This is a genomic window from Mesorhizobium sp. BH1-1-5 (assembly GCF_020165615.1).
Taxonomy (GTDB): Bacteria; Pseudomonadota; Alphaproteobacteria; order Rhizobiales; family Rhizobiaceae; genus Mesorhizobium.
Genome location: NZ_JAIUIM010000006.1, coordinates 199,085 through 225,560 on the forward strand (window position 1 = coordinate 199,085; position 26,476 = coordinate 225,560).

Sequence of the window (26,476 nt, forward strand, 5' to 3'; positions counted from 1 at the left end):
GGATGGTCACTCGGCCGCCGCCTTGGCCCTGCCGTTGCGTTCGGACGAATTGCCTTCCAGCGTATCGATTAGCCGCTTGTGGATGGCGGCGGTGCGCGTCGGGCTGTCGATCTTCTGGCCGGTGAGGTCGGTGACGTAGAACGTGTCGATGACCTTCTCGCCGAAGGTGGTGATATGCGCCGAGGCGATGTCGAGCGACAGGTCGGACAGCGTCCCGGTGATCTCGGAGAGCAGCCCCGGCCGGTCCAGTCCCTCGACCTCGATCACCGAGAAGCGGTTCGACAGCGTGTTGCGGATTTCGGCGCGCGGCGGAATGCGGAACGCCTTGGCCCCGCGCTTCGGCTTGGTGCGTTTCTCGATCATCTCGGGCAGCCAGCTCTTGCCGGACAGCACGTCCTCGATCAACCGGCCGACGCGCTCGGCGCGGCGGCGTTCGTCCTCGTCGAGGTCGAACTCCCGGGAGATCAGGATGGTGTCCAGCGCGCGCCCGTCCGAGGTGGTGAAGATCTGCGCGTCGACGATGTTGCCGCCGGCCGCGGCACAGGCCCCTGCGATGATCGAAAGCAGGCGCGGATGGTCCGGCGCCAGCACGGTGATCTCGGTCACCGCTTCGAACTCATGCGTCTTGACCATGGTGGCGAGCTTCTTGCCGGCCGCATCCGCCTCGCGGACGAATTCGGCATGGCGCAACTGGTCGGACAGGTCGACGGTCAAGAGGTAGTTCTCGTAATGCTGCGCGACATAGCGCTTGCGCTCCTTCGCCGGCCAGGCAGACAGCGCCTCGGCCAGCCGCTCGCGCGCCGCCGTCGTGCGCTCGGCGCGCGAGACTTCCGAGAAGCCGCCGGTCAGCAACAATTCGGTCTCGAAATAAAGCGTGCGCAGCAACTGGCCCTTCCAGCCGTTCCACACACCTGGTCCGACGCCCCTGATGTCGCAGACGGTGAGGATCAAAAGCAGCTTCAGCCGCTCGACCGACTGCACGATCGAGGCGAAATCCTCGATGGTCTTGCGGTCGTTGAGGTCGCGCGTCTGCGCCGTCATCGACATCACGAGGTGGTTCTCGACCAGCCAGGCGACCGTCTCGGTATCGGCCGCTGACAGCCCCATATGGGGACAGATGCGCCGGGCAATCCTGGCACCCGCTTCCGAGTGATCCTCCGGCCGGCCCTTGGCGATGTCGTGCAAAAGCACCGCGACATAAAGCGCCTCGCGGCTCTTCTTCAGTCCCGGCATCAGCGAATGCGACAGCGGATGCACTTTCGCGCCGTCGCCGCGCTCGATTTCGGCCAAAACGCCGATGCAGCGGATCAGATGCTCGTCCACCGTGTAGTGGTGGTACATCGAGAATTGCATCATGGCGACGATCTTGCCGAAGTCGGGGATTAGCCTGCCGAGCAGCCCCGCCTCGTTCATGCGCCTGAGATTGAGCTCGGCGTTACGGTCCGACGTCAGGATGTCGAGGAACAGCCGGTTGGCTTCCTCGTCGCGCCGCAGCGACTTGTTGACCAGGCCGAGCGAGCGGGTGAGCAGCTTCAGCGCATCGGGATGGAACTCCAGCCCATGCTTGTCGGCGAACCAGAACAACCTGAGCAGGTTGACCGGATCGCGCTCGAACACGCTGTCTTCGGCGATGTTGATGCGGTGGTTATCGACGATGAAATCGGACGTACCGGCAAGCTTGCGCTTGCGCCGCTGGAAGGTGAGGAAGATACGGTTGAAGCCGGGCACGTGCTTGGCCTGCTCTTCCTCGAGCGCCGCACAGAAGATGCGGGTCAGGTCGCCGACATCCTTGGCGACGAGGAAATAGTGCTTCATGAAGCGCTCGACGGCCGACAGGCCGGGATGCGTGGTGTAGCCGAGCCGCTCGGCGATCTCGCGCTGGATGTCGAAATGCAGCCGCTCCTCCGCCTTGCCGGTGAGGAAATGCATGTGGCAGCGTACCGCCCAGAGAAAATCCTCGGCCTTCTGGAACTCGCGATATTCGGCCTCGGTGAAGACGCCCTTCTCGACCAGCTCCTCGCCGGTGCGCACGCGGTAGAAATATTTGCCGATCCAGAACAGCGTCTGCAGGTCGCGCAGCCCGCCCTTGCCGTCCTTGACGTTGGGTTCGACCAGATAGCGGCTTTCGCCGGCCTTGGCGTGGCGATCGTCGCGCTCGGCAAGCTTGGCCTGCACATATTCCGGCCCGGTCGTGCGCACCACCTCATGGTCGAAGCGGGTGAGCAACTCGTCATAGAGCTTGCGTTCGCCCCACAGGTATCGCGCTTCCAGGATAGAGGTGCGGATGGTGATGTCGCCGCGCGAGAGCCTGAGGCACTCGTCGATGTTGCGGGTGGCGTGGCCGACCTTCAGCCCCATGTCCCACAGCATGTAGAGCATGTATTCGACGATCTGCTCGCCCCAAGGCGTCTGCTTGTAGGGCAGCAGGAACAGGAGATCGATGTCGGAGCCCGGCGCCAGCGTGCCGCGGCCATAGCCGCCGACGGCCACGACAGCCATGCGCTCGGCCGCCGACCGGTTCTTGACCCGGTAGACATGGGTGGCGGCGAAATCATAGAGCGCCCGGATCAGCTCATCCATCAGATGCGAGAGCCGCTCGGCGCAGGCATTGCCGCCGCCATCCTGCATAAGCATGGCCTCGGCGATCTTTCGTCCTTCCGCCATCCTGCCCTTGAGCAATTGGAGGACGGCCGCGCGAACAGCGGCCCCCGAGCCGTCGCCGGCGCTTGCCGCCGTCAGCGCGGTCAGATCGCGGCGCAGCGCGTCGCCATCGATCATTTCGTCGAGTTTCAGGGAGATCTTTGCCATTCGGCGGCGTCTATAGCCTGTTTTCGCGGCGCTGTGTATGGGGCGGGCCGCCACGTTTCCAGTCGTATGCGATAGACGCTATGGGCAACTGAAAGGCGAAAGTCTAAAAATCCGAACCGCCCCTTGACCTTCCAGTAGCTGGAAGGACTACCTCCGCCTCAAGTTCGAAAATTTGAGGCGTTGTCATGAGCCATTCCGACCACCACCATCACCGTCATAAGCATGGCGGAGCCTGCTGTTCCGCCAAGGATGCCGCGCCTGCCGCCGATGCAGTGATTCGCGATCCTGTCTGCGGGATGATGGTCGATCCGGCGGGCGGCAAGCCGACGGCCGAGCACGGCGGCCGGACGTTTCATTTCTGCAGCGAACGCTGCCGGACGAAATTCCAGGCCGAGCCTCAAGCATATCTTGCGGCCACCGACCCCGTCTGCGGAATGAATGTCGACCGCGCGAGCGCCAAGCACTTCGTTCGCCACGAAGGGCAGGGCTTCTACTTCTGTTCGGCGGGCTGCAAGGGCAAGTTCGAGGCGGAGCCGGCAAAATACCTTGCCGGGCGGCCCGAGCCGCAGCCGATGCCGAAGGGCACCCAATACACCTGTCCGATGCATCCCGAGATCGTCCGCGACAAGCCCGGCTCCTGCCCGATCTGCGGCATGGCGCTGGAACCGATGGGCGTTCCGACCGGCGACGAAGGCCCTAACCCCGAGCTCGTCGATTTCACACGCCGGTTCTGGGTCAGCGCTGCGCTCTCCCTGCCGCTGCTGATCGTCGCCATGGCGCCGATGCTGGGTTTCAGCTTCGAAAACCTCGTCGACGGCCGCACCAAGACCTGGGTGGAGCTGGCTCTGGCGAGCCCCGTGGTGTTGTGGGCGGCGTTTCCGTTCTTCCATCGCGGCTGGGAATCGATCCTTAACCGCAGCCCAAATATGTGGACGCTGATTTCGCTGGGTGTGGGTGCCGCCTATCTCTTCAGCCTCGTCGCGACGCTGTTCCCGGATGTCTTCCCGCATCAGTTCCGCGGTCATGACGGCGCCGTCCCGGTCTATTTCGAGGCCGCCGCCGTCATCGTCGCGCTGGTCTTCCTCGGCCAGGTGCTGGAACTCAGAGCCCGCGAGCGCACCGGCTCGGCCATCCGCGCCCTGCTCGACCTTGCGCCGAAGACAGCGAGGCTGATCGGCGCCGACGGCTCCGAGAAGGACGTGCCGCTCGACAGCGTCAAGACCGGAGATCGGCTTCGCATCCGCCCTGGCGACGCGGTGCCAGTCGACGGCACCGTGCTGGAGGGACGCTCGGCGATCGACGAATCCATGATCACCGGCGAGCCGCTGCCGGTCGAGAAGACGCAAGGCGATGCGCTTACCGGCGGCACGCTGAACAGACAAGGCTCGCTGGTCATGCGAGCCGAGAAGGTCGGCGCCGAAACCACGCTGTCGCGCATCGTCGAGCTGGTCGCCAAGGCGCAGCGCTCGCGCGCGCCGATCCAGGGGCTGGCCGACCGCGTGTCCTTCTATTTCGTTCCAGCCGTCGTGCTGGTCGCGGTCATCGCTTTCATTGCCTGGGCGGCCGTCGGCTCCGAGCCGAGCCTGATCTTCGCCATCGTCTCGGCAGTGTCGGTGCTGATCATCGCTTGCCCTTGCGCGCTTGGTCTCGCGACGCCGATGTCGATCATGACCGCGACCGGGCGCGGCGCGCATGCCGGCGTGCTGATCAAGGAGGCCGCGGCGCTGGAACGTTTCGCCGCCGTCGACACGCTGATCGTCGACAAGACCGGCACGTTGACTGAGGGCAAGCCCAGGCTCACCGATGTCGTCGCGGCCGGCGGCATCGAGGAGAATGAGCTGCTCGGCCTCGCCGCCGCGCTCGAAAAGGGTTCGGAGCATCCGCTGGCCGAGGCGATCGTCGAGGGCGCCATCGCGCGCGGTCTGAAGCTCGCCGATGCCGTCGATTTCGAAGCCGTCACCGGCAAGGGCGTTTCGGGCACGGTGTCGGGCCGGAAGGTCGCGCTCGGCAATGCGGCGATGATGGCGGATCTCGGCATGGAGGCGCCGGCGGCCAGTGCCGGGGCGCTGCAGGCCGACGGCAAGACGGCCATGTTCGTGGCTGTCGACGGCAGCTTCGCCGGCTTGGTCGCCGTGGCCGATCCCGTGAAAGCGACGACGGCCGAGGCGATCAAGGCGCTGCATGACAAGGGCCTGCGCATCATCATGGCGACGGGCGACAACGAGCGCACCGCGAAAGCCATCGCCGGCAGGCTGGGCATTGACGAGATCCGTGCCGGCCTGCTGCCGGACGGCAAAAGCGCGCTGGTGGCAGAACTGCGCGGCCAAGGCGCTGTCGTTGCGATGGCCGGCGACGGCGTCAACGACGCGCCGGCCTTGGCCAGCGCCGATGTCGGCATCGCCATGGGCACCGGCGCCGATGTCGCGGTCGAAAGCGCCGGCATCACGCTGGTCAAGGGCGATCTCAACGGCATCGTCAGGGCCCGCACGCTCGCCCAGGCGACGATCCTCAACATCCGCCAGAACCTGTTTTTCGCCTTCCTCTACAACGTGCTCGGCGTGCCAGTCGCGGCCGGCGTGCTCTACCCGCTCACCGGCACGCTGCTGTCGCCGATGCTCGCGGCTGCGGCGATGAGCCTGTCGTCGGTATCGGTGATCGGCAACGCGCTGCGGCTGAGAACGTTGAAACTCTGAGCAAAACACCCAGATACGAAATCCAACAGAAGGAGACCTGAATGACCCTGGCCAAGAAAATCGTGCTGCTGCTGATGGCCGCCGGAATGCTGCTTGCCGTCTTCCTCGAAAGCGTGCCGGCCTCGTCGGAGGAGATGAAGCACGACATGTCCAAGATGGCGATGGGCGCCCAGAGCCCGGCCACCGTCGGCTACGAGGCGGCGATGAAGAAGATGCACAAGGACATGATGATCAAATACACCGGCAATGCCGATGTCGATTTCGTCCGCGGCATGATCCCGCATCATCAGGGCGCCATCGACATGGCCAAGGTGGTGATCGCCAACGGCAAGGACCCGGAAATCCGCAAGCTCGCCGAAGGCGTCGTCGCGGCGCAGGAAGCCGAGATCAAGGAAATGCAGGACTGGCTCGCCAAGCATCCGGTGAAGTAGCCACTGCGGGAAATCCGGCCGGCCAGGAGCCCCTTCGGTTTGGATTTTCGGCCTTTGATCTGGATTTCAGAACGGGGCTGTGCTGCGATCCGTCCGCACGAGGAGCAAGCCATGCCGTCATCCGTCAGAACCTTAAAGCTGCCATCGGGCGAAACCGTTCTGGTGCTGGGTCAAGGCACCTGGAAGATGGGTGAGGACCGGCGCCGCCGCGCCGATGAAGTCGCGGCGCTGAAACTCGGACTCGACCTTGGCATCACGCTGATCGACACCGCCGAGATGTATGCCAGCGGCGGTGCCGAGGAAGTGGTGGCGGAGGCCATCGCCGGGCGCCGCGACGAGACCTTCCTGGTTTCCAAGGTGCTGCCCTCCAACGCCTCGCGCGCCGGCGTGAAGCGTGCTTGCGAGAACAGCCTGAAACGGCTCGCCACCGACCGCATCGATCTCTATCTGCTGCACTGGCCAGGCAGCGTGCCGCTCTCCGAAACCGTGGAGGCGTTCGAGGCGCTGAAGGCCGAAGGCAAGATCCGCCACTGGGGCGTCAGCAATTTCGACACCGACGAGATGGAGGATCTGGTCGGCCTGCCGCATGGCGGCAACGTCCAGACCAACCAGGTGCTCTACAATCTGTCGCGGCGCGGCCCGGAATTCGATCTGGCCCCCTGGTGTGCAGAGCGCGGCATTCCGCTTATGGCCTATTCGCCGGTCGAGCAGGGCGCGCTGGCGCGCAACGCCCGGCTCGAGGCAGTCGCTGCCCGGCACAACGCCACCGCGGCGCAGATCGCGCTTGTCTGGGTCATGGCGCAGCCAGGTGTCATCGCCATCCCGAAGGCTAGCCGGCAGGAACATGTCCGCCAGAACGCCGCCGCGCTCGACATCAAGCTGACGGCGCAGGATATCGCCGATCTCGACCGCGCCTTCCCGCCGCCGACGCGCAAGCGCGGGTTGGAGATGATCTAGCCGAAACCTAGGTTGAAAGAGAGCAAGCGTGGAACGAATTTCAGACGGGCCCTTTCACGCGACCTACAAGATCGGCGACATCAAGGTCACCTCGCTGCGCGACGGTTATGTCGATATGCCGGTCCGGCGGCTGCGCCAGCCGGGAGACAAGCCTTTCGGCGACGATTTCCCGTCGCAAGTACCGCTCTTCGACGGCGCGCTCAGATTGTCGGTCAATGCCTTTGCCATCGACGACGGCGAAGCAATCACGCTGATCGATACGGGATCCTCGAACGCCTGGCATCCGACGATGGGCTTCCTGCCGCAGGCGCTGAGCGAGGCGAAGATCGCCGTCGATCGGATACGTACGGTTGCCTTCACCCACACCCATCTCGACCATATCCACGGGCTCGTCCTTCCAGATGGTCGCGACGGCTTCCCGCAGCTCTCCCGCTTGCTTGTCCCTCAAGCCGAGCTCGACATGTTTCGGTCGGTAGCGAGATTGAGCCGCTTCCATGATCGAGCAGAACCTTCGAACCCCGGACAGCGCCAGAGCGCGAACATCGAGGCGGTCGCCGCTGTTGGCCACGAAATCGGCCACACCGGCTTTCGTGTCACGAGCGGCGGCGAGACATTGCTGGTCTGGGGCGACCTCGTGCATGTGCCCTCGCTCCAGTTCGACCGGCCTGAGATCACTTGGGAATTCGACGCCGACCAGGAACAGGCGCGGGCAACCCGGCTGCGCATCTTGGCGCTTGCCGCCGACAGCGCTTGGTGCGTTGCCGGCGCGCATCTCGATTCCCCCGGCGTCGGCCGGGTTTCCCGAACCGAAACGGGTTTCCGCTTCGAAGGTTTGTAGGAGCCGGGCTAGATCTTGGCCGGCAGCCCAAGCCGCATCCGCTGTCGGCGCAAGGCCCTCGAAAATACATCGAGGTCGTTGGCGGCGCGGGCAAGCGTGAGTGCGCCCTGAATGGCGGCGACGGCCTCCTCGGCCAACTCGCTGGCTTCGCCCGGTGGATGTCCGGATCGCTCCAGAGCGCGGGCAAGATGCACGACCCAGCGGCCGAAATAGCTTCCGATCTGGCCGGCGAAGAGGGCGCGCGATTCATCGAGCGCGAAGGCTCCGATGAGGCAAACCCGGCGCCCCGAGCGGAAATAGCTGTCGGTCGCCTCGAGCATCTGCCCGATCCCGGCCAGCGGCTCGACGGCGTCGCGCAAGGGCACGAAGACATTGTCCTCGAACCAGCCGTCTATATGGGCAATGACGGCCCGAGCCATCTCTTCCTTGCCGCCGGGAAAGAAGTGGTAGAGGCTTCCCTTGCCGAGCCCCGTCGCCTCACCGATCAGGGTCAGGCTGGCGCCCTCATAGCCATGCTCGCGGAACACCTCGGCAACGATCCCCAGCAGCTGGTCGCGATCTGGCGCGATGCGCCGCATCCACTCGGCCCTCTAGAGCCCGAGCTCGGAAAGGCCGGGATGGTCGTCCGGCCGGCGGCCGAGCGGCCAGTGATATTTCCGCTCGCTTTCAGTGATCGGCAGGTCGTTGATGCTCGCCACGCGTCGGCGCATCAGCCCTGCCTCGTCGAATTCCCAGTTCTCGTTGCCGTAGGAGCGGAACCAATGCCCGCTGTCGTCGCGCCATTCATAGGCGAAGCGCACCGCGATCCGGTTCTCGTTCCAGGTCCAGACCTCCTTGATCAGGCGATAGTCCAGCTCGCGCGCCCATTTGCGCTGGAGGAAGCCGACGATCTCGCCGCGGCCGGAGACGAATTCGGCCCGGTTCCGCCAGATGCTGTCCTCGGTATAGGCGAGCGACACCCGTTCCGGGTCGCGGCTGTTCCAGGCGTCCTCCGCAAGGCGCGCCTTTTGCGCTGCCGTTTCGGCCGTGAAGGGCGGCAATGGCGGGCGGCTCATGAAATCTCCTGTCGGTTTCGATCGTCGATAACCGACATTGTACCGATCGGTACAATGAGTCAACACAGCTTCTGTTCTTCGCGGCGCCTCAGACGGCTGGACTTATCGAATTTCGGTTTTCAGCCTTTCAAAGGCATCCCGGACATATCCTGCCAGCGGATGCTTGGCTTGTTGCTGCTGCCATGTTTCCACGGCCAGGCGCAACGCCACGACCGCCACCAGGGAAACCAGCCGCAGACCGTTGCGTGCCTGGTCCGGCCGCAACTCGCATAAGCCGTCGAAAATGGCTTGTTCGAGCTGCAGGTAGCCCGCACGTGACGCCGACGAACGCTTTGGCGGTCGGCGTTTCGAAAGTCGCGTCCACGGCGGTTTCCGAAGCGTTGCCCGAAGTCCGTGTTCCGGTTCCTCGCCTGCCGATCGGATTGGGCAGCCTGTCGCTCGAAGCCGAAGCGATTGATGACAACGGCAAGCAGGCGGCGGCGATGGTCTGGGGGCGCGGCGCCAACGCCTACGACCTGGCGGCGAAGTTCGGCGAGGATTTCAGCAAGCTCCTGGTCACCGGCAAGACGCCGTTGAACAAGCTGCCGTCGCTGCCGGCCAGGGCGGAATTGCGCGCCATGTTCGGCGGCGGGCCTAAATATCCCGCCTGCAAGGCCTTCGGAAAGTCGCCCGGTCTCGTCGGCTTCGTCGGCGATCGGATGGGATTGCCGCCGGCCTGGACCGACAAGGGAGCCGCGGTGCGCAATGACTGAGGCGATGACGCAAATGCAGAAGAAATCCCCGATGCCGCTTTCAGCTTTTCAACAAAGCAGAAGGATGCGCTTTCTTTGGCTGGTTGCTCCCGTCGTCCTGGCGCCGATCCTGCTTGCGGAGAGCGGGTGGCCGCAAGGCAGCACCTTTCGCGAAATGCTGGAATTTGCGGGTACCGTGCTGATCTTCATGTGTATCGGCGGCCGCTGCTGGGCATCGCTCTATGTTGGCGGACGCAAGAACCGTGAACTCGTCACAACCGGCCCCTATGCCTATACGCGCAACCCGCTCTATTTCTTCTCGGCCCTTGGACTGGCCGGCGTCGGGCTGACATTCGGGTCGCTGATCCTTTCGGCGTTTCTCTTTGCCTTCACCTGTCTGGTCTTTTCCTATGTCGCGATGCGCGAAGCGATCGCGCTGGACGCGATCTTTGGCGAGGCCTATTGGCGTTATTGTCGAAGCGTGCCGGCCTTCTTTCCCCGTCTGCGGCGCGATGACGACGACCTCTTAGGCCCGTCTCCCGTCACGTTCGATTCGGTGGCGCTGAGGCGGACCTCCATCGACAGCTCTTACTTTCTTGCGGCGATACTCGCGGTCGAATTGCTCGGCTGGTTCCAGTCGGCAGGGCTGGTGACGCCGATGTTCCGATTGTTTTGATTACCGATCCGCCAGCCCCTTCAGCCGGTAGAGCGCCTCCAGCGCCTCGCGCGGTGTCATCTCGTCCGGATTGATCGCGCCGAGCGCTTCGCCCAGCGCATCGCTCTTCACCGGCTTTGGCGCCTCGCGCTTCATCGCCACCGAAAACAGCGGCAGGTCGTCGACCAGCCGATTGGTCTTGCCGGAAACTTCGCCTTCTTCCAGTTGGTGCAGCACTTCCTTGGCGCGCCCGACCACCGCTTCAGGCAGGCCTGCCAGCCGCGCGACCTGCACGCCGTAGGAGCGGTCGGCCGCGCCCTTGCCGACCTCGTGCAGGAAGACGACGTCGCCTTCCCATTCCTTGACCCGCATGGTGACGTTGTGAAGCCGGGGCAATTTGCCGGCCAGCACCGTCATCTCGTGGAAATGCGTGGCGAAGATCGCCCGGCAGCGGTTCTTCTCATGCAGATATTCCACCGCCGCCCAGGCGATCGACAACCCGTCGAAAGTCGCGGTGCCGCGGCCGATCTCGTCGAGGATGACCAATGCCCGCTCGCCGGCCTGGTTGAGGATCGCCGCCGTCTCGACCATCTCAACCATGAAGGTCGAACGTCCGCGCGCCAGGTCGTCCGAGGCGCCGACACGCGAGAACAGCCGGTCGACGACGCCGATATGGGCGCTTTCAGCCGGCACGAAGGAGCCGGTCTGGGCAAGGATGGCCATCAGCGCATTCTGCCTCAGGAACGTCGATTTACCGCCCATATTGGGACCGGTGAGCAGCCAGATCGCGCCGGCCTTGGCGCCGCCCTCGGGCGACAGGTCGCAATCATTGGCGACGAACGGCCCGTCGCCGGATCGCCTGAGCGCCTGTTCGACCACCGGATGACGCCCGCCCGAAATCTCGAAGGCGAGGCTCGAATCGACCAGCGGCCGGCACCAGCTTTCGCTTTCGGAAAGCAGCGCCAATGCCGCCGACACGTCCAGAACGGCAAGCGCCTCGGCGCCGGCGCGGATGCTGTCCGCCGCACCCACCACTTCCGCCGTAAGCCGGTCGAAGGCGGCGAGCTCGATGCCGAGCGCTTTGTCGGCGGCGTTGGCGATCTTCGATTCCAATTCCGCCAGTTCCGTCGTCGTGAAGCGCATGGCGTTGGCCATGGTCTGGCGATGGATGAAGCGCGCCTTGGCGGCGTCGCTGCCGGTCATGATCGAGTGATGGTTGGCCGTCACCTCGATGTAATAGCCGAGCACATTGTTCTGCCGGATCTTCAGCGAGCGGATACCGGTTTCCTCGATCAGCGAGCGTTCCAGCCCGGCGATCACCTTTCGCGATTCGTCGCGCAGCGCCCGCATCTCGTCGAGCTCGGCATTGTAGCTCGACCGCACGAAGCCGCCGTCGCGCTTGATCAGCGGCAGCTCGTCGTCGAGCGCTTCGCTGAGATGGCGGGCAAGCGCCTCGGGCAAGGCGAGGATCGCGGCAAGTGCTGCACCGAGCTCGGCGGGCAGGGCGGACGCCGAGAACAGTTCGGCGATCGCGCCTGCCGCCTCGAAACCGGCGCGCAGAGCACCCAGATCGCGCGGTCCGCCGCGGTTGAGCGCGAGCCTGGACAGCGCCCTCGGCATGTCGGCGACGCTTTTGAGGCTTGTCCGCAATCCTTGGCAGAGCCGTGTCTCGGAGCGGAAGAAGGAGACCGAATCCAGCCGTGCCGCGATCGTCGCCGGATCGGTCAGCGGCGCCATCAGCCGGTCGGCCAGCAATCGCGCGCCGCCGCCGGTCACGGTGCGGTCGATCGCCTTGAACAGCGAGCCGTCGCGGCTGCCCGACAGCGTGCGCAACAGTTCCAGATTGGCGCGCGTCGCCGGGTCGATGAACAGCGTCGAGCCCTGCTCCTCGCGCTCGGGCCGCGACAGCGGCGGGCGTTCGGCTTTCTGCGTCTTCTCGACATAGGCGATGGCGCCCGAGATCGCCGACAGTTCCGCGCGCGAGAACGTGCCGAAGCTGTCCGGCGTCGCGACCTCGAAGAAGCGCGCGATGCGGCTTGTGGCTGACGCCGAATCGAACAGCGAAGGCGGCTGCGGATTGGCGACCCGGCCCAGCACATCGAATATCGGCCTGAGCTCCGGATCGTGGAAAACCGGCTCGGCGACGATCAGCTCGCGCGGGTCGACGCGGAAGATATCGGCAAGCAGCCGCTCGGCGCTCGTCTCGGCAACCCGGAAGGCGCCGGTCGAAATGTCGATCCAGGCCAATGCAAAGCCGGCCTGGCTGGTCGCCGCGCCGCCACCCTTGACGCGCCCCAGCGCCATCAGGAAGCTCGATTCCGAGGGTGCGAGCAGCTTGTCCTCGGTGATGGTGCCCGGCGTGACCAGCCGCACCACGTCGCGGCGCACCACCGATTTGGAGCCGCGTTTCTTGGCTTCGGCCGGGTCCTCGATCTGCTCGCAGACGGCAACGCGAAAGCCTTGTGCGATCAGCTTCTGCAGATAATCGTCCGCGGCGTGCACCGGCACGCCGCACATTGGGATGTCGTGGCCCTGGTGCTTGCCGCGCTTGGTCAAAACGATGCCCAGCGCCTGGCTTGCCTTCTCCGCATCCTCGAAGAACAGCTCGTAGAAATCGCCCATGCGGTAGAACAGCAGCGAATCCGGGTTCGCCGCCTTGATCTCGATGAATTGCTCCATCATCGGCGTGACGCCGCCCGTGGCGGGCGCAGGCGTCGTCGTCTCCTGGACGTCGGTGTCTGTCGGCATGTGCATGTTCATGCCCGAACGCTAGCAGATGTGGCAGCCCGGTTTAATGCCGGCGGCGCGAAAAGCAGGGGAAGACTGGGCGGTTGCCGCCATATGCAGGACAGGTGTGGAAGGAATGTTGCCTCATGCCGTCGGCCGACATATGGATCGTCCGGGCCCATGAGAGCATGGTAGGGCGATGAAGAAGGACGGACACGAGACGTTCGAGGAAATGGTCGGCCCCGCCGGCTCGTCGCTCGGCCGTATTCGGCTTCTTGCCACCAACCGCGCCAATCGAACCAGAACCAAAATCAAGGCGTGGACGCGGATACGGTTGCCCTTCATCCTTCCGGCGCGCGGACCGCTCTCAGGCCTCGATGGCGTCGTCGTCATGCCTCTCCACATCTTCAGTCGCGATCCGCTGATCCTCTATATACCTGTCGGCGGCAGGCGCCCGCTCTACGCGCTCGCTGCTTTCTGCCGGCGCCTGGCGCCACGGCGCGCTACCTTCCTTCTGATGCCGAACTGGACGCTGGAAAGGCCCGCCGTCGTCGAGCAGATACGCAAGGATCTCGCCTGGTTCGCCAGGGTCTGCCCCAACCACGAGTTGATCTTCCTTTGCAACACGGAGGAAGAGTGGCGCCTGATTGCAGGCGTTGGCGGCACAGCGATCTTCTCCAACCACAATCTGATGATTTCGGAAGACGTCTTCCGGCCGCTGCCGGACGTGCCGGTCGAGTACGATGCCGTCTACAACGGCCGCATCTCGTACACCAAGCGGCACTATCTCGCCTTCGAGATCGAAAGACTGGTCCATGTGACGTCCTCGATCGGCGAATTGCCGCCGGCCGGCGACCGCGCCTTCATCCGCCGCCTGCAGGCGCAATCGCCGCTTCACAGCATCGCCAATCCGCTCGTTGATGGCCTGCCCGGTCGGATGCCGTCGCAAGAGGTCAACCGCGTCTACAACCAGGCCGCGGTCGGGCTCTGCCTGTCGGCGGTGGAAGGGGCGATGTATTCCAGCATGGAGTATCTGTTGGCCGGCCTGCCCATCGTCTCGACACCGAGCATCGGCGGCCGCGACGTCTATTTCGATCCGGACTACTGCGTTATCGCCGAGCCGGAGCCGGCCGCGATCCGCCGCGCGGTCGAGCGGCTTCGCGACCGCGCCATACCGCGGGAGGAGATTCGCGCCGCACGCTTGAAAGGGTAAAGGCGGAACGGCTGGAACTGATAGCCTATCTCTCGGCGCTTAAGCAACGCATGGGAAGCGATGATCCGCCCTTCTCCGAATGGCCGTTCGCCGGTACCTCTGGGCTGACGCGCTGGGCTCCGGTGCGCGAGCACCTGCGCGAGATTGCCGCGATCTCATCGGGCAAGATTTGACTGTCGCCGGCAACGCCGAGGAACATCGTCACTGCATGGCTTGGCGGTTTACAGCGGCGGAGTATGGCCTTAAGCCGGTAATTCAAACGAATGCGCTCGCCTCAAGAGCGCGAAATGGTGAGGAAAACGTCAGGCATCATGGCCAGGAAAACTGAAAGCAGCGGCCCCTCCGTCAGTGCCGAGGAGGCGCTGGAGTTCCACGCCATGGGACGGCCCGGCAAGCTGGAGATCGTCGCCACCAAGCCGATGGCGACACAGCGCGACCTGAGCCTGGCCTATTCGCCTGGCGTCGCCGTTCCCGTGCGCGCCATCGCCGAGGATCCGAGCCGCGCCTTCGACTACACGACGCGCGGCAACATGGTCGCCGTCATCTCCAACGGCACCGCCATTCTCGGCCTCGGCAATCTCGGCGCGCTGGCCTCCAAACCGGTGATGGAAGGCAAGGCGGTGCTGTTCAAGCGCTTCGCCGATGTCGATTCCATCGACCTTGAGGTCGCGACCGAGGACGCCGACGAGTTCATCAACTGCGTGCGCTTCCTCGGGCCGTCCTTCGGCGGCATCAATCTCGAGGACATCAAGGCACCGGAATGCTTCATCATCGAGCAGCGGCTGCGCGAGCTGATGGACATTCCCGTCTTTCATGACGACCAGCATGGCACGGCAATCATCTCGGCCGCCGGGCTGATCAATGCGCTGGAGGTCACCGGCCGCGACATGAAGACCACCAAGATGGTCTGCAACGGCGCGGGTGCGGCCGGCATCGCCTGCATCGAATTGATGAAGGCGATGGGCTTTGCGCCGGAAAACGTCACCCTGTGCGACACCAAGGGCGTGGTCTTCCAGGGCCGCACCGAAGGCATGAACCAGTGGAAGTCGGCGCATGCCGTCAAGACCGAGGCGCGCAGCCTGGCCGAAGCGCTGGACGGCGCCGACGTCTTCCTCGGCCTGTCCGCCAAGGGCGCGCTCACCACCGCCATGGTGCAGTCGATGGCGAAAAACCCAATCATCTTCGCCATGGCCAATCCCGATCCGGAGATCACCCCGGAGGAAGTGGCCGAGATCCGCACCGACGCCATTATGGCGACCGGTCGCTCGGACTACCCGAACCAGGTCAACAATGTCCTTGGCTTCCCCTATATCTTCCGCGGCGCGCTGGATGTGCGCGCCACCACCATCAACGACGAGATGAAGATCGCGGCCGCCAGGGCGTTGGCCGAGCTGGCGCGCCAGGACGTGCCGGACGACGTCGCCGCCGCCTATCAGGGCAACCGGCCGAAATTCGGCCCCAACTACATCATCCCGGTGCCGTTCGATCCGCGCCTGATCTCGGCGATCCCGCTGGCGGTGGCCAAGGCGGCGATGGAATCCGGCGTTGCCCGCAAGCCGATCCTCGACCTCGACCGCTACGCGCAGGAACTGTCCGCCCGCCGCGACCCGATCGCCTCCACCTTGCAGCGCATCTACGACCGCGTGCGCCGCCAGCCCAAACGCATCGTCTTCGCCGAGGGCGAGGAGGAGCAGGTGATGCGTGCCGCCGTCTCCTATGTGAACCAGAAGCTCGGCACGGCGATCCTGCTCGGCCGCGACGACGTCATCAAGGACAATGCCCGCAATGCCGGCATCGACTTGAACAAGCCGGGCCTCGAAATCATCAATGCCAGGCTGTCGCGCCGCAACGGCATCTACACCGACTATCTCTACGAGCGCATGCAGCGGAAGGGCTTCCTGTTCCGCGACTGCCAGCGGCTGATCAACAACGACCGCAACCATTTCGCCGCCTGCATGGTGGCGCTGGGCGATGCCGACGGCATCGTCACCGGCGTCACCCGCAACTACTCGACCGCGCTCGACGACGTGCGCCGCATCATCGACGCCAAGCCCGGCCACCGCGTCATCGGCGTGTCGATCGTGCTCGCGCGCGGCAGGACGGTGCTGGTCGCCGACACTGCCGTGCACGACATGCCGAACGCCGAGCAGATCGCCGACATCGCCGAGGAGGCGGCCGGGTTCGCCCGCCGCATGGGCTATGAGCCGAGGCTCGCCATGCTTGCCTATTCCACCTTCGGCCATCCGCAGGGCGAACGTTCCGAGCGTGTGCAGGAAGCGGTGCGCATCCTCGACAAGCGCCGCGTCGATTTCGAGTATGACGGCGAGATGGCGGCCGACGTCGCGCTGAACCCGCGCGCCATGGCGCAGTATCCTTTCATCCGCCTGACCGGCCCGGCCAATGTGCTGGTGATGCCAGCCTTCCACTCGGCCTCGATCTCGACCAAGATGCTGCAGGAGCTCGGCGGCTCGACCGTCATCGGCCCGCTGCTGGTCGGCTTGAACAAGCCGGTGCAGATCGTGTCGTTGAATGCTAAGGACTCGGACATCGTCAACATGGCGGCGATCGCGGCCTATACGGCGGGGAACTGACCAAGCAGTTCCAGGAAAAGTGTGAGCGGTTTTCCGTCCGGAATTGCGTAAGAAACAAAGAGCCAGGGGGTTTCGCCGTTTCCGTGAAACGGCGAAAACGCACTAGGTAGCAGAGCGATCGTTTCTTTATGATCTTTGCATTCGATTAGAAGTTGCGCTGGAAGCGGACGATGCCGCCCCAGTTGTTCTTCCTGAAGGCCTTGGTGAAATTGTAGTCGTCGGCCTGACCGAACTTGCCATCGTGGTAGTAGTTGACTTCGGTCGTGACCGTGAAGCCCGAGACGATCGTGTAGGCTACGTTTGCCGCCACGGCGAAGTTCTTGGCGTCGTCGGCCGAGACCTGGAGGTTGAAGGCGGTCTTCGGGTTGAACTTGTAGGTGCCGCCGCCCCAGACGGCCCAGTTGCCGCCCCAAGGCTTGTAGAAGCCGCGGCCGCTGGCGTGGTCGACGAAATTGTCGTCGGTGCCGTAGCCGCCCATGACGAACAGCGACAGTTCCTTGGTGACGTTGACATCCAGGCGGACCTTGCCGGCCACTTCCTCGTAGTTGCTGTCATAGGCCACGACGCCCGTGATCGCGCCCCAGTCGCCCTTGTACTTCAGGCCGCCGACGACATGCGGAACATAGCTGTCGATCAAGCCGAGGATCTTGCCAGTGTTCGCACCTTCTTCGAGCGAGACCACGCCCGAGAAGCCGCTGCCGGCGTCGAAATAGTAGCTGACGACGTTGGTGACCTTGATGCCGTACGGGATGATCGTGTCCTGGATGACGTTGCCGGCATAGCCGATGAACTGGTCGTAAGGCGTCTCGTCCACACCGACGCGCAGGCCGCCGAGCTGGACCCAGCCGAATTCCAGGTTCGCCGCCGAATCGCCGTTCTTGAAGTTGAAGCGGGTCTCGGTATAGGTCTTCAACGTACCGAGTTCGGTCTCCTGCCCAGTCCAGGTCCTCAGCGCGAAACGGGCGTTCTTGTTCCAGCTGTTCTGCGCATCGCCGTCCATGACGTCGGCCGTCCTGCGGCCGTCGAGCGTGCCGGGATCGCCGAAGCCGGCGTCATAGCGAATGTAGCCGCCGACGCGCAGGCAGGTCTCGGTGCCGGGGATGTAGAAGTAGCCGGCGCCATAGACGTCGCAGATCTTGACGTATTCGGCCGGTTCCGGCTCGGCGACGGTCACCGCGTCGGCGGCACGCGCGCCCGAAACTGCGATCAGGGCCGCAGCGGAGCCGAGAAGAAGGCTCTTGATGTTCATTTTCTTGAATCTCCAGTCAAAGGTTCAAGACAGGCCTGACATGCCGTTCGGCTCTTGCCACCCCCGTCCCCATCGTTGAAGAAGTCGCGCACCGGCGCCGCTTCTTCGCCTTGGACATGGCTTAATCGGCCGTCACGTACAACAGAGATTGTGTCTGAAAGGCGGCTTTTTGAATCTTATGAAGGTCTTGTTGCCCAAATATCACGTCATACATCTGTAAAAATGGGACATATTGCACAATCTATACAATCTAAGCGCGGGGAAGACCTAGAAATGTGCCAAATGTGCCAATTATTATGGTTTTATGACAGGAATTTTGCCGAATAAATTTCTAAAAGTTCGGACGAATATGGAAAAAACGACTCCGGATCAGGACAGGGCGCGTGCGGCGCGGACCACGTCCTCGACCATGTCATCCCTCAACATCTCGATGGGGACGCGGCCGCCCAGCTCGGGCGAAGGCCGGCTCAGCCAGAACCAGGCAAGCCGCGGATTGGCGATCGCCGAAAGCACGTCGCCGATACCCAGAACCGGCCTGCCATCAATGAACTGGGCCAGTGGGAAGACATGCTTGCGGCCGCCCTTGCGGAGCGCAATGACCTCGCCGCGTCTTTGCCAGCGATGCAGCGTGGAGCGCGGAATGCGGAGCTTCTCTTCCAGATAGGTCGAGCCGGCGACCTCGCCAGCCCAATCCTCGATCGGCATCGATTGCAGGTCCGCGGCTCGCTCGGCGATCGGCTGGGCCGCCGGCCTCCCTGTCTCCGATTTCCGCGCCGGGCGCTCAGGGCCGCGCTCGGATGCGGCCGAACCGTCGCTCGCGACCTTGTTCGTCATCACACGAAGAAAGTCGGAGGCAAGGTCGGTCCACTCGCCCTTGAAGGAGCCGATGGCCAGGCGCTGTGCAGGCGGCAGGAAGGGGAGGGCGGCAGCCAGATGGCCGGCGATCTTGCTTGCCGACGTCAGCGCCTCGGCGTCCAGCATGACGCCATGCTGCATCAACGCCTGTTGCACGGCTTCGGCCATTAGGCCTGCCAATGCCTCTTGTGAAATCCCGTCGGACGGGTTCTGGAACCTGGTCATGAATCTGTCTTGCGGCCCGCGCTCCTCCCCAGGCGCCGGCGATTGCTGAAATTTTATAGCGGAAAATAAAATACGCGACGGCAACTGGCGCCGCGGCCCGGCAGCTTGCTGGTTTGCATCTTCACACCCCTGGTTTGGCGCGCCGAAATGTCAGTCACGGAACGCCTCATTTTGCATCTTAGAGGGCCAACGTGACAGGTCCGCGACAGCCGGCGCACTATCTTCTCCCCTTATGAGCAGCCGGGTGGATCGACGCACAGCGCCGAGACGGATGAGGGGGTGCTCCAGCTTGGCGCCGATTACCCCTCGCTCGGATTGCCAGCCGAATTGCGAAGCGCAATTCGGGACAATCCGACCTCCCACGGGGGGAGGTAAAGGCCCTAGAGGAGCCCGGCCTGCTCGGCCTCGCGGCGCAGACTCTGGCGCGGGCGCGGGCCGATCTGCTGGATCACCAACCCCGCGGCCAGCGAACCGAGGTCGCCGCAATCCTTGAGGCTGCGTCCGGTCGTGTAGCCGTAGAGGAAGCCGGCGGCATAGAGGTCGCCGGCGCCGGTCGTGTCGACCAGTTCCTTGATCTTCGTCGCCTGGATGGCGACGGTCTCGTCGCCGCGCACGATCACCGAGCCTTTTTCGGAGCGGGTGACAGCGGCTATTCTGCAATCCTTGCGGATGGCGGCGAGCGCCTCCTCGAACGACGCGGTCTGGTAAAGCGACTTGATCTCGTGGCTGTTGGCAAAGACGATGTCGACGGTGCCCGAGCGCATCAAGTCGAGAAACTCGTCGCGGTAGCGGTCGACGCAGAAGGAGTCCGACAGTGTCATCGACACTTCGCGGCCCGCCGCATGCGCCAGCTTGGCGGTCTGCCGAATTGCTTCCTTGGCGCGCGGCGGATCCCACAGATAGCCTTCGAAATAGGTCACTTTAGAGCCGGAAGCCTTGTCCGCCTCGACATCCTCGGGGCCAAGCTCGACGCAGGCGCCGAGATAGGTGTTCATCGAACGCTCACCATCGGGCGTGACGAAGATCATCGAGCGCGCGGTCGGCGGCTCGCCCCCGAGAGGCCTGGTGTCGAAGGCAACGCCCTGGGCGTGGATATCATGGGTGTAGATATCGCCCAGCGCGTCGTTCGACACCTTGCCAAAGAAGGCCGCCCGCCCGCCGAGGCTGGCGACGCCGGCCGCCGTGTTGCCGGCGCTGCCGCCGGAAGCCTCGATCGCCGGTCCCATGCGGCCGTAAAGCAATTCGGCGCGCCTAGCGTCGATGAGGTTCATCGCGCCCTTGATGATGCCGTTGGTCTCGAGAAAAGCCTCGTCGCACTGCGCGATGATGTCGACAATGGCATTGCCGATGCAAAGCACGTCATATTCCGGCATCAAAATCTCCGCCAAGAGCCAATCAGGCTTCTGGCCGGCTATCTGGCATGCCGGCCGGGCGCGGGTCTAGCGACTTGGCACTGCTTTGCCTACCCCGAAAATCGCCATTGCCTTCCGTGGAGCCGACCGTGGCGCCGATTGTTCGCCGGCTGCGGCAGCGTTCGTATCGAACTGGCCCACAACAGTCACGACCGTGACAGCTATGGTTTCACCGCGATCTAAACATTTCCGCGACGTTGCGGGCTAGAAGCAATTCCAGGAAAAGTGCGTGGCGGTTTTCCGTTCGGAATTGCGTAAGAACCGTAAGAACGAAGCGGATCGTTCCGGCGACAGGCTGAAGGCGCGAACCACGAATGTCCGAGAAGACCGAAATGTCCACCGACCTTGCGCTGCTTGGCGTTTTGGCGGTGCTGTGGGGTGCTTCCTATACCTTCATCAAGATCGGCGTCGAGACGATCCCGCCGGTGACCTTCATTGCCGCCCGGACGCTGATTGCCGGGGCTGTTCTCTTCACCATCATCCGCTGGCGCGGCCTCGCCATGCCCGCCGACGCGGCAATCTGGCGCCGCTTCGCCTTCCAGGCCTGCCTCAACAGCGTCGTGCCGTTCACGCTGATCGCCGCCGCCGAGCGCTCGGTCGATGCCGGTCTTGCCACAATCCTCAATTCGACCTCGCCGATCTTCACCTTCCTGCTGACGGCGTTGATCACGCGCCATGAGCCCGTCACGGCGCGCAAGCTGGTCGGTGTCGGCGCCGGCATCGTCGGCATCTGTCTCATCATCGGCACGGAGGCGCTCGGCGGACTCGGCCGTGAGCTCTGGGCGCAGCTTGCGATCGTCATCGCGACGGTCTCCTATGCCGGGGCGGCGATCTTCGGCCGCGGCTTCAAGGGCCTCGATCCGATGATACCCGCCGCGGGTTCGATGCTTTGCGGCGCCGTCATACTTGTTCCTCTGAGCTTGGTCGTGGACCAGCCATGGACGCTTGCGCCGTCGGGCGCATCGATCCTGGCCCTGCTCGGCCTGTCGGTCTTCTCGACGGCGCTGGCCTTCGTCATCTATTTCCGCCTGATCCACACGCTGGGCTCGGTCGGCACCACCTCGCAGGCCTATCTGCGCGTGCCGATCGGCGTCGGCATCGGCGCCGTCTTCCTCGGCGAAAGCCTGGGGCCGATGGCCTGGGTCGGCATGGGCTTTGTCGTCGCCGGCGTTGCGGCCATGACCATTCCGGCACGGCAGGTCAAGCTTGCGCGATAATGCATGTCGCCCAAAAGTGTGACACGGTTTTGGGATAACCGACATGCATCGAGACCAAACCAAAGCGCGTCGGCGCGACGCGCTTTGGTTGCGTCTGGGCAGAAGCCCGCCTATCTCGGGGACGTCATTACTCGATGAGGGCCTGGACCCGCCGTGATCCTAGACGCTGCACGCGCCGCCGCCAGCCGGCTGTTCTCGCCTGAATTCCGCTCCGTCTTCCTGAAGACGCTTGGGCTGACGCTGCTCGCTCTGCTGGCGCTCTGGCTCGGCCTGGAGAGCCTGCTCGAATGGCTGGCCTTGCCCTGGCTGCAAACGCTGCTGCCTGGCCTGCCGTCCTGGGCCGGATGGCTGGGCGGCATCATCGCCGGCATCGTTCTGGCCGTGGGCCTGGCCTTGCTCATTGCGCCGGTGACGGCGATCGTCGCCGGTCTCTTCCTCGACGATATCGCCGAAGTCGTCGAACGTACCGACTATCCCAACGATCCGCCCGGCCATGCCGTGCCGGCGCTGCGCTCGCTTGCGCTGGCGATCAAATTCTTCGGCGTTGTCGTCCTCGGCAACATCGTCGCGCTGCTCTTGCTTCTGGTCCCGGGCATCAACATCGCCGCCTTCTTCATCGTCAACGGCTATCTGCTGGGCCGCGAATTCTTCGAGTTCGCGGCCATGCGCTTTCGCTCCGAACCCGAGGCCAAGGCGCTCCGCCGCAAATATGCCGGCACCGTGTTCCTGGCCGGGCTGGTCATCGCCCTGTTCCTGGCGGTGCCGCTGCTCAATCTTCTGACGCCGCTTTTCGCGGCCGCCATGATGGTGCATCTGCACAAGGCGGTTTCGGCGCGGGAGCCGATCTAGCCCTACTCCTTGCCCTCCCGGAACAGCGCTTGCAGCTTGCCGAACGGCATCGCCGCCCGGGTGAAGCCGAAAGTGCCGTCCTGCTGGATTTCGCGCGCCGCCGTCTCCAGCATGCCATAGGCGAAATTGGTCAGCCACGGTCCGAGCGAGATGCGCTTGACGCCGGCCATGGCAAGGTCGGCGATGGTGAAACCGGGTCGGGCCATCACGTTGACCGGCCGGCTCACCGACGAGCAGATCGTGCGCACCATTTCGACGTCGCCGATGCCGGGCGCATAAAGCACGTCGGCGCCGGCTTTCTCGAAGGCCTGCAGCCGCTTGATGGTATCGTCGAGGTCGGTCCTGCCCCACAGGAAATTCTCGGCCCGCGCGGTGAAGACGAAATCGTGCTTGAGCGCGCGGGCGGCCTCGACGGCGGCGGCGACGCGCTCGACGGCGTGCGAGAAATCATAGATCGGGTTGGCGGCGTCGCCGGTGTGGTCCTCGATCGAGCAGCCGGCGAGACCGGCGGCCTCGGCCGCGAAGATGGTCTCGGCCGCTTGTTCGGCGCTGTCGCCCTTGCCGCGTTCGAGATCGGCCGAAACCGGCAGCTCCGTCGCGGCCGTCACCTCGCGGCAATGATGGATCATGGCGTCGAAGGTCACGGCGCCGTCCGGCAGGCCGCGGGAGAAGGCGAAACCGGCGCTGGTCGTCGCCAGCGCCTTGAAGCCGAACGAGGCCAGAAGCTTGGTCGTGCCTATGTCCCAGGGGTTGGGCATGACGAAGGTGGAGGCATGCAGATCGCGAAAAATCTTGCCCTTGTCCATGGCGGGTCCTCAATCATGAGTGGGGGTCGTGCGGGGAATTTATCGCGGCCGCTCGAACCGGGCAAACGAATGCGTGTGGCTCAGAAGCGTTCGGCGTTTTCTGCTGACAATTTCTCGAAGGCGTCGGAATCCTTCACGTAGCGTGACGCCTTGGCATCCCAGCGATAAGTGACGGAAATATCGTGCGAGACCGCCTTGGGCGCCGGCTCCTCGCAGCTTTCCTCGCTCGGCTCGGTGGCGTCGGTCACCGTCACCTTGATCGCCGCGTAGGGCTTCTCAGCGCCGAGCGCCTGGAAGGAAAGGTCCTGCGTGCGCTTGTAGGCGCAGACATTCTCGTCGAACGTATTGATCTGGTCGATCGTCTCGAAGCGGTCGTTGCGGACCAGGATCAGGATCGTGCCGACATAGCCCTGGTTCGAATTGAAATGCGTGCTCATTGTGATGAGCGCGTCGTCATCCGGGCTGATCGCCAGCTTTCCAGGATCGCGAAAATAGGTGCTCCGGTCGGTTCCGACATTGACCGCGTCGAGCAGCTTCGGCTTGCCGGTGAGATCGAAGAGCGCCAGCACGGCAAATCCTTCGGCGCTGTCCTGCGCCTGGCCGAGGTCGAGAAGCATCGTCAGCCGTCCCTTGCCGCCGGCCTTGATGGCCAGCACCGCCGCATTCGGCAGGTTGATGGTTTCAGGCGGCGATCCGCCGTCGTCGCCACCGAGGATGTCGCGCATCTCGATCGGCGCGCTGCCCTTGTAGAAACCGTCATCGCCGGCCTTGAGGTCAGGCACGATCATTTTGGCAAGGTCGAAATAAGTGACGTCCTGATGTCGGGGAACGGCGCTGCTCAGCTCCGGAAAGCCGACCGCCTGGGCCAGCGCGGCCGCCCACAGGCAAGGCAGCAGCAGGCATGCGAGCATGAAACGGCTTAATGTGGAAACCATGGACCGCGCCCCCTCGGATCAGCCCACGCTAGCACGGCGTTTTACGGCGCGCAGCCAAATGCGATCAGTGGATAGGTACCAGCCCTGCCAGTTCGCGCATGTCGTCGAACAGGATGCCGCCGGATGCCGCCAGGCCGTCGCGATCGGAGAACGGATCGGCATAGTAGGAGAACACCCGCATGCCAGCGGCAATACCGGCTTGGGTGCCCGCAACGCTGTCCTCGATGACGACGCAGTCGGCCGGCGCGAAGCCCATCGTCCCTGCGGCATGCAGGAAGAGGTCCGGGAACGGCTTGCCGCGGCTGACCATGGTGGCGGAAAACATGGCATGCTCGAACAGCGGCAAAAGTCCGGTCTGTCCAAGCGTGATATGCATCTTCGAGACCCGCGCCGAGGAGGCGACGCAATAGGCGATGCCGGCTTTGCGCACCGTCTCGACGAAATCGCGCACATAGGGGATCGCCTCGACGCCATGCGAGAAAAGATCCGGCAGGCCCGCATTCCAGCGATCGACGAAGTCGGCGCCGAGCCGGACCTCGGTCGTCTCTTCGATCTCTTTCTGCACCGAGACCATGCTGCGGCCGGAGAAATTCTTGCGGCAATATTCGAATGTGGTCGCAAAACCGGCGGCGGTCAGCCATTCGGCGAGGCGCCGGTTGGCAAGGTTCTCGGTGTCGACCAGGACCCCGTCGCAGTCGAAGATGACCAGCTTTGGAACTTGCATTTAGGCGGTGCCGGTCGATCCGAAACCGCCGGCGCCGCGCGTCGTGCCGCCGGCCAGCGCGCGCTCCTCGCTGGCCATCTGCGTCACCGCGGCGAAAACGATCTGGGCGATGCGCATGCCGCGGGTCACCGAGAAATCCTCGTCGCCGAGATTGACGAGCAGCACTTTCACCTCGCCGCGATAGTCGCTGTCGACGGTGCCGGGCGTGTTGAGGACGGTCAGCCCATGCTTGAAGGCAAGGCCCGAGCGTGGCCGCACCTGGCCTTCCATGCCTTCCGGGATTTCCAGGACAAGCCCGGTCGGCACCAGGGCCCGCTTTCCCGGCAGGATGAGCAGCGGCCGGTCTTCCGGCACCGCGGCCCGCAGATCCATGCCGGCGGCGCCGGCGCTTTCATAGGCCGGCAGAGGCAGGCCTTCTCCATGCGGGAGCCTGACGAAACCGACGGTGGGGCCGATGACGGAGGAAGGATGGACAGCTGTGCGCATAAAATCGATCCTATCGGCGCGAGCGGCGATTCGGTCAACTCGCCCGCCATGCTATCAACGGCTTTCTTTCTGGCGCGACTATGACCTCGCCATCCATTTTGGCGATTGGCGAGAACGCTCGTCGCTTCGTCCGTGGATGACGAAGCGATGAGGCTTTGCCAACCTAGCGCAGTTCCACCGGCACCACGGTTGTCTCCTTGATCTCCTCCATGACGAAGGAGGCCGAGACATCCGACAGCGCCACCTTGGCGATCAGCCGCTGGTAGAGCCGGTCATAGGCTTTCACGTCGGCTACCCGGGCCCTCAGCACATAATCGAGGTCGCCCGACATGCGGTAGACGCCGGTGATCTCGGCAAAGCCGGTCACCGCCGCGCGGAATTTCTGCAGCCAGTCCGGGTCGTGGTTGGAGGTGCGGATCAGGATGAAGACGGAAAGGCCGAGGCCAAGCTTGTCGGCGTCGACCAGCGCCACGCGGCCGGTGATGACGCCATCCTCTTCCAGCCGCTTGACGCGTCGCCAGCAGGCGTTGCGCGACAGCGCCACCCGCTCCGACAGCTGGTCGATCGACAGCGTGCCGTCGCGTTGCAACTCGGCAAGCAATCTTCGATCGATCTCATCGAGTTCTGTCGGCATATTGGGATGAATGTCTCATGGTTCTATCAAAATCAAGGACAATTTGGGACCGATGAACCAAAGCCCTGTGGCACGATACTCACCATAGGGGCTTATCCCGCAGGAGGGATCACCATGACGACCAGGCTTACGGCACTGTTCACCTCTCACCCTGAGAAGGTCGGCGAGACCTATTTCGGCCACATGGCCTTCGCCGCCTGGTTCTGCTCGCGCCTGTCGATGGCGGCCGGTGCCGCGCTCGTTCACGCTTTCTTGCCGTTTCTGTTCGAAACTACGGCGAGCCGAATCGTTCGCGAGCTCTACGAGCGCACGCACAACCGAGGCTCACATGCGGTCAAGGAGCCGGCGGCTCTGATGGATCGCGCCTGATAAGTGGTGGAATGCG

At 64.2% G+C, this 26,476-nt stretch carries 24 protein-coding genes; 12 read left to right on the forward strand and 12 right to left on the reverse strand.

The window, feature by feature from the left end; all coding sequences use genetic code 11:
- Nucleotides 1-6: 6 nt before the first annotated feature.
- Entirely contained in the window at nucleotides 7-2,808 is a 2,802-nt protein-coding gene (locus tag LB572_RS10485; protein ID WP_224667663.1) for a [protein-PII] uridylyltransferase, read from the reverse strand.
- A 185-nt stretch (nucleotides 2,809-2,993) separates the two neighbouring features.
- Here LB572_RS10485 and LB572_RS10490 point away from each other — a divergent pair, with 185 nt between their 5' ends.
- The 4 genes from LB572_RS10490 (at nucleotide 2,994) to LB572_RS10505 (ending at nucleotide 7,727) form a co-directional block, all read left to right on the forward strand.
- Nucleotides 2,994-5,501, forward strand: coding sequence for a heavy metal translocating P-type ATPase (locus tag LB572_RS10490; protein WP_224667664.1), 2,508 nt, complete (start codon nucleotides 2,994-2,996; stop codon nucleotides 5,499-5,501).
- A 41-nt stretch (nucleotides 5,502-5,542) separates the two neighbouring features.
- The gene (locus LB572_RS10495) at nucleotides 5,543-5,932 is read left to right on the forward strand and encodes a DUF305 domain-containing protein (RefSeq protein ID WP_140802052.1); all 390 of its coding nucleotides are present in this window, start codon (nucleotides 5,543-5,545) and stop codon (nucleotides 5,930-5,932) included.
- A 111-nt stretch (nucleotides 5,933-6,043) separates the two neighbouring features.
- Nucleotides 6,044-6,889 carry an aldo/keto reductase gene (locus LB572_RS10500; protein WP_224667665.1) on the forward strand — a complete coding sequence of 282 codons (846 nt, stop codon included), beginning with the start codon at nucleotides 6,044-6,046 and terminating at the stop codon, nucleotides 6,887-6,889.
- A gap of 28 nt (nucleotides 6,890-6,917) precedes the next feature.
- Entirely contained in the window at nucleotides 6,918-7,727 is an 810-nt protein-coding gene (locus LB572_RS10505) for an MBL fold metallo-hydrolase (protein ID WP_224667666.1), read from the forward strand.
- A gap of 8 nt (nucleotides 7,728-7,735) precedes the next feature.
- Here LB572_RS10505 and LB572_RS10510 read toward each other — a convergent pair whose 3' ends face one another.
- The gene (locus LB572_RS10510) at nucleotides 7,736-8,305 is read right to left on the reverse strand and encodes a TetR/AcrR family transcriptional regulator (RefSeq protein ID WP_140802055.1); all 570 of its coding nucleotides are present in this window, start codon (nucleotides 8,303-8,305) and stop codon (nucleotides 7,736-7,738) included.
- A gap of 12 nt (nucleotides 8,306-8,317) precedes the next feature.
- A complete protein-coding gene (locus LB572_RS10515; RefSeq protein ID WP_140802056.1) occupies nucleotides 8,318-8,782 on the reverse strand; it encodes a DUF1348 family protein in 465 nt (154 codons plus the stop codon).
- 314 nt (nucleotides 8,783-9,096) lie between these two features.
- Between LB572_RS10515 and LB572_RS10520 the strand changes: the two genes are divergently transcribed.
- A complete protein-coding gene (locus LB572_RS10520; RefSeq protein ID WP_318014030.1) occupies nucleotides 9,097-9,534 on the forward strand; it encodes a DUF3313 family protein in 438 nt (145 codons plus the stop codon).
- The gene (locus LB572_RS10525) at nucleotides 9,527-10,189 is read left to right on the forward strand and encodes a methyltransferase family protein (protein WP_224667667.1); all 663 of its coding nucleotides are present in this window, start codon (nucleotides 9,527-9,529) and stop codon (nucleotides 10,187-10,189) included. Before LB572_RS10520 ends, LB572_RS10525 begins: the two co-directional genes overlap by 8 nt.
- Here LB572_RS10525 and mutS read toward each other — a convergent pair whose 3' ends face one another.
- Nucleotides 10,190-12,928 carry a DNA mismatch repair protein MutS gene (mutS, locus tag LB572_RS10530; RefSeq protein WP_224667668.1) on the reverse strand — a complete coding sequence of 913 codons (2,739 nt, stop codon included), beginning with the start codon at nucleotides 12,926-12,928 and terminating at the stop codon, nucleotides 10,190-10,192.
- A 166-nt stretch (nucleotides 12,929-13,094) separates the two neighbouring features.
- On the opposite strand from mutS, the gene LB572_RS10535 reads away from it, so the two are divergent.
- From LB572_RS10535 to LB572_RS10540, 3 genes are all read left to right on the forward strand, one after another.
- On the forward strand, nucleotides 13,095-14,108 hold the full coding sequence (locus LB572_RS10535) for a glycosyltransferase (protein ID WP_224667669.1): 1,014 nt from the start codon (nucleotides 13,095-13,097) through the stop codon (nucleotides 14,106-14,108).
- Nucleotides 14,109-14,158: 50 nt separating this feature from the next.
- On the forward strand, nucleotides 14,159-14,281 hold the full coding sequence (locus tag LB572_RS34380) for a hypothetical protein (RefSeq protein ID WP_263497921.1): 123 nt from the start codon (nucleotides 14,159-14,161) through the stop codon (nucleotides 14,279-14,281).
- 138 nt (nucleotides 14,282-14,419) lie between these two features.
- Nucleotides 14,420-16,699 (forward strand): NADP-dependent malic enzyme, encoded by a 2,280-nt coding sequence (locus LB572_RS10540; protein WP_140802060.1) that lies wholly within the window; start codon nucleotides 14,420-14,422, stop codon nucleotides 16,697-16,699.
- A 145-nt stretch (nucleotides 16,700-16,844) separates the two neighbouring features.
- Here LB572_RS10540 and LB572_RS10545 read toward each other — a convergent pair whose 3' ends face one another.
- From LB572_RS10545 to LB572_RS10555, 3 genes are all read right to left on the reverse strand, one after another.
- Nucleotides 16,845-17,948 (reverse strand): porin, encoded by a 1,104-nt coding sequence (locus LB572_RS10545; RefSeq protein ID WP_224667670.1) that lies wholly within the window; start codon nucleotides 17,946-17,948, stop codon nucleotides 16,845-16,847.
- Between the two features lie 369 nt (nucleotides 17,949-18,317).
- Nucleotides 18,318-19,028 carry an antitoxin Xre/MbcA/ParS toxin-binding domain-containing protein gene (locus LB572_RS10550; protein ID WP_224667671.1) on the reverse strand — a complete coding sequence of 237 codons (711 nt, stop codon included), beginning with the start codon at nucleotides 19,026-19,028 and terminating at the stop codon, nucleotides 18,318-18,320.
- A 380-nt stretch (nucleotides 19,029-19,408) separates the two neighbouring features.
- A complete protein-coding gene (locus LB572_RS10555; protein WP_140802063.1) occupies nucleotides 19,409-20,401 on the reverse strand; it encodes an adenosine kinase in 993 nt (330 codons plus the stop codon).
- A 371-nt stretch (nucleotides 20,402-20,772) separates the two neighbouring features.
- On the opposite strand from LB572_RS10555, the gene LB572_RS10560 reads away from it, so the two are divergent.
- Nucleotides 20,773-21,657, forward strand: coding sequence for an EamA family transporter (locus LB572_RS10560; RefSeq protein ID WP_224667672.1), 885 nt, complete (start codon nucleotides 20,773-20,775; stop codon nucleotides 21,655-21,657).
- A gap of 153 nt (nucleotides 21,658-21,810) precedes the next feature.
- The gene (locus tag LB572_RS10565; RefSeq protein ID WP_224667673.1) at nucleotides 21,811-22,506 is read left to right on the forward strand and encodes a sulfate transporter family protein; all 696 of its coding nucleotides are present in this window, start codon (nucleotides 21,811-21,813) and stop codon (nucleotides 22,504-22,506) included.
- 2 nt (nucleotides 22,507-22,508) lie between these two features.
- Here the strand turns inward: LB572_RS10565 and LB572_RS10570 are convergent, their stop codons facing one another.
- The 5 genes from LB572_RS10570 to LB572_RS10590 all read right to left on the reverse strand — a co-directional run bounded on the left by LB572_RS10570 (nucleotide 22,509) and on the right by LB572_RS10590 (nucleotide 26,091).
- Nucleotides 22,509-23,312: an isocitrate lyase/PEP mutase family protein gene (locus LB572_RS10570; protein ID WP_140802066.1), complete on the reverse strand. Its 804-nt coding sequence runs from the start codon at nucleotides 23,310-23,312 to the stop codon at nucleotides 22,509-22,511.
- A gap of 80 nt (nucleotides 23,313-23,392) precedes the next feature.
- A complete protein-coding gene (locus tag LB572_RS10575) occupies nucleotides 23,393-24,247 on the reverse strand; it encodes a hypothetical protein (protein WP_224667674.1) in 855 nt (284 codons plus the stop codon).
- A 64-nt stretch (nucleotides 24,248-24,311) separates the two neighbouring features.
- Nucleotides 24,312-24,971, reverse strand: a complete 660-nt coding sequence (locus LB572_RS10580) for an HAD family hydrolase (protein WP_224667675.1) — start codon at nucleotides 24,969-24,971, stop codon at nucleotides 24,312-24,314.
- The gene (gene dut, locus LB572_RS10585) at nucleotides 24,972-25,457 is read right to left on the reverse strand and encodes a dUTP diphosphatase (RefSeq protein ID WP_224667676.1); all 486 of its coding nucleotides are present in this window, start codon (nucleotides 25,455-25,457) and stop codon (nucleotides 24,972-24,974) included.
- A 163-nt stretch (nucleotides 25,458-25,620) separates the two neighbouring features.
- Entirely contained in the window at nucleotides 25,621-26,091 is a 471-nt protein-coding gene (locus LB572_RS10590; protein WP_140802070.1) for an Lrp/AsnC family transcriptional regulator, read from the reverse strand.
- 114 nt (nucleotides 26,092-26,205) lie between these two features.
- Between LB572_RS10590 and LB572_RS10595 the strand changes: the two genes are divergently transcribed.
- Entirely contained in the window at nucleotides 26,206-26,460 is a 255-nt protein-coding gene (locus LB572_RS10595) for a DUF6356 family protein (protein ID WP_135886919.1), read from the forward strand.
- The last annotated feature ends 16 nt before the right edge of the window (nucleotides 26,461-26,476 follow it).

Excerpts from the sequence above, each read along its gene's own strand:
- LB572_RS10485 (WP_224667663.1), bottom strand. The coding sequence starts at position 2,808 with ATGGCAAAGATCTCCCTGAAACTCGACGAAATGATCGATGGCGACGCG.
- LB572_RS10490 (WP_224667664.1), top strand. The coding sequence starts at position 2,994 with ATGAGCCATTCCGACCACCACCATCACCGTCATAAGCATGGCGGAGCC.
- LB572_RS10495 (WP_140802052.1), top strand. The coding sequence starts at position 5,543 with ATGACCCTGGCCAAGAAAATCGTGCTGCTGCTGATGGCCGCCGGAATG.
- LB572_RS10500 (WP_224667665.1), top strand. The coding sequence starts at position 6,044 with ATGCCGTCATCCGTCAGAACCTTAAAGCTGCCATCGGGCGAAACCGTT.
- LB572_RS10510 (WP_140802055.1), bottom strand. The coding sequence starts at position 8,305 with ATGCGGCGCATCGCGCCAGATCGCGACCAGCTGCTGGGGATCGTTGCC.
- LB572_RS10515 (WP_140802056.1), bottom strand. The coding sequence starts at position 8,782 with ATGAGCCGCCCGCCATTGCCGCCCTTCACGGCCGAAACGGCAGCGCAA.
- LB572_RS10525 (WP_224667667.1), top strand. The coding sequence starts at position 9,527 with ATGACTGAGGCGATGACGCAAATGCAGAAGAAATCCCCGATGCCGCTT.
- mutS (WP_224667668.1), bottom strand. The coding sequence starts at position 12,928 with ATGAACATGCACATGCCGACAGACACCGACGTCCAGGAGACGACGACG.
- LB572_RS10535 (WP_224667669.1), top strand. The coding sequence starts at position 13,095 with ATGAAGAAGGACGGACACGAGACGTTCGAGGAAATGGTCGGCCCCGCC.
- LB572_RS34380 (WP_263497921.1), top strand. The coding sequence starts at position 14,159 with ATGGGAAGCGATGATCCGCCCTTCTCCGAATGGCCGTTCGCCGGTACC.
- LB572_RS10540 (WP_140802060.1), top strand. The coding sequence starts at position 14,420 with ATGGCCAGGAAAACTGAAAGCAGCGGCCCCTCCGTCAGTGCCGAGGAG.
- LB572_RS10545 (WP_224667670.1), bottom strand. The coding sequence starts at position 17,948 with ATGAACATCAAGAGCCTTCTTCTCGGCTCCGCTGCGGCCCTGATCGCA.
- LB572_RS10550 (WP_224667671.1), bottom strand. The coding sequence starts at position 19,028 with ATGACCAGGTTCCAGAACCCGTCCGACGGGATTTCACAAGAGGCATTG.
- LB572_RS10555 (WP_140802063.1), bottom strand. The coding sequence starts at position 20,401 with ATGCCGGAATATGACGTGCTTTGCATCGGCAATGCCATTGTCGACATC.
- LB572_RS10560 (WP_224667672.1), top strand. The coding sequence starts at position 20,773 with ATGTCCACCGACCTTGCGCTGCTTGGCGTTTTGGCGGTGCTGTGGGGT.
- LB572_RS10570 (WP_140802066.1), bottom strand. The coding sequence starts at position 23,312 with ATGGACAAGGGCAAGATTTTTCGCGATCTGCATGCCTCCACCTTCGTC.
- LB572_RS10575 (WP_224667674.1), bottom strand. The coding sequence starts at position 24,247 with ATGGTTTCCACATTAAGCCGTTTCATGCTCGCATGCCTGCTGCTGCCT.
- LB572_RS10580 (WP_224667675.1), bottom strand. The coding sequence starts at position 24,971 with ATGCAAGTTCCAAAGCTGGTCATCTTCGACTGCGACGGGGTCCTGGTC.
- dut (WP_224667676.1), bottom strand. The coding sequence starts at position 25,457 with ATGCGCACAGCTGTCCATCCTTCCTCCGTCATCGGCCCCACCGTCGGT.
- LB572_RS10590 (WP_140802070.1), bottom strand. The coding sequence starts at position 26,091 with ATGCCGACAGAACTCGATGAGATCGATCGAAGATTGCTTGCCGAGTTG.
- LB572_RS10595 (WP_135886919.1), top strand. The coding sequence starts at position 26,206 with ATGACGACCAGGCTTACGGCACTGTTCACCTCTCACCCTGAGAAGGTC.